Below are 3941 nucleotides of genomic sequence, written 5' to 3' on the forward strand. Positions count from 1 at the left end.
ACACCTTTACCATATCAGAATGGGGTTCTTTTTTCATCACTTAACAGGTGAAAATGAAAAAGTAAATTTAAGCTGCCGTTAGGCAGTTGGCACATGTTTTCAACGAAAAGTATGAATTGTTCAGGTTAGATAGATATCGGTAAAATTAAATAAAAAGTATAAGGAGTTGTGAATCAGTGTTCCTAGAAGAATTGATTCAAATTGTTAGCCCACCCATTATTCATATATTAGAATTAATCGGAATTTTTATTATTTTTTTCGGTAGTTTAAAGGTACTTTGGATTTTTATGAAATCTGGCTTTAACTTTCATGATAAAGCGATTACGATTACTTTAGGTGAAGTCCTCGCTTTGAGTTTACAGTTTAAACTTGGGGCAGAGGTTATTAAGACGGTCGTTATTCGAGATTTCCAAGAACTGATTGTATTAACCGTAGTTGTAATTCTAAGAATAGTTCTAAGTTTTGTCGTTCACTGGGAAGTAAAGAACGCGAATATGGAAGAACGCGAGCGTTTAATGACCGATTCAGATAGTTTCGATTAATCAGCACTTATTATATACATACAAATACACCTTATTATTCAATATTCTTACTCATTTGAATAATAAGGTGTATTTATGTAAATGTTACTAATCTAAATTAAATTCATCTTTGAAAAATTCTTCGCGTTTTTCAAAACTAACTTCTTCGTGGATTTCATGTAACATCCAAATGTAATTTGAGTTATCCAAGAACATTCCATTAGTTACACCCATCTTAGGCATATGCATAAGTTCTTGAATGACAGAAGCGCCATTATCAATTGCATTTTGGAACGTGTCTTTAATGTTAGGTACCATCACATTGAACCATAAAGTTTTAGGATCATCTTCTGTAGGTGCTAATAAATTATACTCAGCATTAGCATCTAAAAGATGGAAGCGAGTGCCGTATAAAGTAAACACTGCTTCGTTTAAACCTGTAGGGAAACTTGTTTTTTCAATGACTTCTAATGCATCAGCAAAGATTGCTTGATACATTTCAAGTGCTTTTAGTGAGTCTTCAACAACGAAATCAATCTCTACGCCTGTAATCATCTATTTGTTCTCGCTTTGATCATTACTGAAGTAATCAGCTACAACCGTCGCCATTGCACGGGCAGCAATCATCATTGAGCCTTCTTCGATATCGAATTTAGGACGGTGATGTGGGAAGGCTTCTTTATCTACTGGGGCTGCACCAACATAAAAGAAAGAACTTGGAACTTCTTTAGCGTAGTAAGCGAAGTCTTCTGATGGAGACATTGGTCCTGATTTAACAACTTCTGTAACATCTTCAAGATTAGCTTCAGATAAAACTGCACCAATGTGTTCTGTTAATTCTGGATCATTGTATAGAACAGGGTAGTCATTTGCGTAGTCAAGTTTGCAAGTAACGTTGTACATAACTTCAAGACCTTTCACGATACGTTTTACTTCGACTTCTATTTTTTTACGTACTTCTTCAGACATACCACGAACGTCACCTTCAAGGACTACTGAATCTTTAATAGCGTTAAATGATCCTTTACCGTCGAAAGAACCGATGGTTACAACACCTGTATCGAATGGACTTAAACGACGTGAAACAACTGTTTGTATCGCTGTTACAAAGTAACTAGCCGCAACAATCGCGTCATTCGCTTCGTGAGGACTTGAACCGTGTCCACCAACACCTTGTACTTTAAGAACAAATTTCGCACGACCATTTTGTGCTTCACCTGGTACGTAATGAATTTCTCCATATGGTTTGTTAGACATAACGTGGATACCAAAGGTATTATCAACACCGGCTAAGACACCGTCTTTAATCATACCGATAGCTCCTCCTGGTGGAACTTCCTCAGCATCTTGATGAATTATAACAATCTTACCTTCGAACTCATCTTTTAATTCGATTAAAGCATCAGCTAAGATAAGCATGTAAGCAGTATGGGCATCATGACCACATGCATGCATCACACCTGGGTTTTTAGATGCAAAGGGTAAACCAGTGGCTTCTTCGATAGGTAGTGCATCAAAGTCAGCACGGATAGCTAACGTTTTACCTGGGTTACCAGAATCAATCGTTACTTTAACCCCGTGATTACCAACATTTGTTTGAACATCTACATCTTTATCTTTGTAAAAGTCCGCGATGTATTTAGAAGTATTCACTTCTTCAAAAGATAGTTCCGGATTTTCGTGTAAGTAGCGACGAATATCAATCATCTGATCTTTATTTTCTTCAATTTTTGCTAGTAATTTCTCTAACATTGTATGCCTCCTAAGATTTTTCTTACTTTAATCATCTTATTCCTATTTCAGTATATTTTCAAGCTTTGCCGCTTGTGTTTCCTTTATTGTTAGTCGATTAAAAATTGGCTATAATACAATTGAGAAACTGTAAAGACGGCTACTAAAAATTTACACACGAGATTTTAAAAACGCTTATACTACAGTAGGTTTTCTGAAAAAAATTAAGTTATAACGAACAATATGATTGTTTCATTAATGTTCGTGCGTAGAAGTATTGAAGGGTTTACTAGGTGCCTTATAATTAGAAAACAGACAGGGGTTTTATTTGATTCTAATATAAAGTATGTAGCTGACAATATAAAAGATGTAATAATACGATGGAGGTAGTTAAGAATGGCTGAAAAAAATTTAAAACAGACCCCACTTTTTGATTATTATGTTGAGAAAGGGTTAAAATTAACTGATTTTGGAGGCTGGGCACTGCCAATCCAATTCACAAAGATTCAAGAAGAACATGATGCGGTGCGTCAAACGGTTGGGATTTTTGAAGCTTCTCATATGGGGGAAATTTTAATTAAAGGTTCAAATGTGCTTGAATGGTTTAATCAAATCATCACGAACGATACACAAAGAATTTCATTAAACGACGCACAGTATACTGCCATCGTGAATGAGAATGGCTATACTTTAGATGATTTGATTTATTATTATGTTGCAGAGAATACATTATTTGTCACTCCCAATGCTGGAAATAAAGACAAAATTCTAGCATGGTTGAATGAGCATAATTCCGATAACACAGTCGAGATCGTCGATCAATCAGCAGAATACGGATTGATTGCGGTTCAAGGTCCAAATTCTGAAAAAGTATTAAAGGAAATTGTAGCACCTGAAGTGTTAGAATTAAATAATTTCCAAATGTTCAGTCAACAAACAATTGCGGGTGTTGATTCAGTGCGTATTTCTAAGACAGGTTACACAGGTGAATTGGGTTATGAATTATATATTCCATGGTCAGAGACAACCGAAGTTTGGGAGACGTTGCTTAACGTAGGTGAGTCTTATGGACTGAAAGAATGTGGTCTAGGAGCAAGAGACACCTTACGACTTGAAGCCGGTATGGCTTTATACGGCAATGATCTCAGCGAGGAAATTACACCGATTGAAGGTGGAATTGCTTTTGCAGTCGATTTAAATAAGGAGAACTTTATTGGTAAGGAAGCCCTTGAGACAGTGAAGAACGATCCGAATCGTTATATGTCTCGTGGCTTTGAACTGACTGGAAAAGGGATTGCTCGTCAAGGATATAAAGTCTATGAAACAGAAGAAAGTACGAAAGTCATTGGGGAAGTAACATCTGGAACAAAATCACCAACCTTTAAAAAAGCAATCGGTTTTGCACAAATTAGAAAACCATTTGCCAAAATAAACGATCGAATTTTTGTTGAGATTCGTAATAAACGCGTACCAGCGAAGATTATTTGATTTGTCAAATTAAGCTAGACAAAACAGCTTCATCTAAGTAACTCAAAAATACTTCCAACGGTGTTTGGTAGTGCAAGGATTTCCGTGGAATCGTGTTCCGTTTGTGTGCAATCGATGACACAAAGCTTTGGTCTACTTGATTAAAGTCCATTCCTTTTGGCAGTCCGTCTCTGCGTAATAAACCATTGGAATTCTCATTCA

At 36.1% G+C, this 3941-nt stretch carries 4 protein-coding genes and 1 pseudogene; 2 read left to right on the top strand and 3 right to left on the bottom strand.

The genetic code is table 11. The features are described 5' to 3' along the window. Positions 1-176 precede the first annotated feature (176 nt). A complete protein-coding gene (locus ACEN31_RS11085) occupies positions 177-542 on the top strand; it encodes a DUF1622 domain-containing protein (protein WP_407094978.1) in 366 nt (121 codons plus the stop codon). A gap of 87 nt (positions 543-629) precedes the next feature. On the opposite strand, the gene ACEN31_RS11090 is transcribed toward ACEN31_RS11085, so the two are convergent. Together ACEN31_RS11090 and ACEN31_RS11095 are read right to left on the bottom strand one after the other, a co-directional pair. Then, complete coding sequence (locus tag ACEN31_RS11090; RefSeq protein ID WP_138404012.1) at positions 630-1076, bottom strand: VOC family protein; 447 nt, start codon at positions 1074-1076, stop codon at positions 630-632. Beyond that, entirely contained in the window at positions 1077-2273 is a 1197-nt protein-coding gene (locus ACEN31_RS11095; protein ID WP_407094980.1) for an amidohydrolase, read from the bottom strand. A gap of 375 nt (positions 2274-2648) precedes the next feature. On the opposite strand from ACEN31_RS11095, the gene gcvT reads away from it, so the two are divergent. Then, the gene (gcvT, locus tag ACEN31_RS11100) at positions 2649-3740 is read left to right on the top strand and encodes a glycine cleavage system aminomethyltransferase GcvT (RefSeq protein ID WP_407109449.1); all 1092 of its coding nucleotides are present in this window, start codon (positions 2649-2651) and stop codon (positions 3738-3740) included. Between the two features lie 4 nt (positions 3741-3744). On the opposite strand, the pseudogene ACEN31_RS11105 reads toward gcvT, so the two are convergent. Continuing rightward, positions 3745-3941: pseudogene (locus ACEN31_RS11105) on the bottom strand (IS30 family transposase); the annotation flags it as partial.

Source organism: Ruoffia sp. FAM 26255 (assembly GCF_045528525.1).
Lineage (GTDB): Bacteria > Bacillota > Bacilli > Lactobacillales > Aerococcaceae > Ruoffia > Ruoffia tabacinasalis.

Coding starts and splice junctions, on each gene's coding strand:
- ACEN31_RS11095 (WP_407094980.1), bottom strand. CDS start 2,273: ATGTTAGAGAAATTACTAGCAAAAATTGAAGAAAATAAAGATCAGATG.
- ACEN31_RS11090 (WP_138404012.1), bottom strand. CDS start 1,076: ATGATTACAGGCGTAGAGATTGATTTCGTTGTTGAAGACTCACTAAAA.
- gcvT (WP_407109449.1), top strand. CDS start 2,649: ATGGCTGAAAAAAATTTAAAACAGACCCCACTTTTTGATTATTATGTT.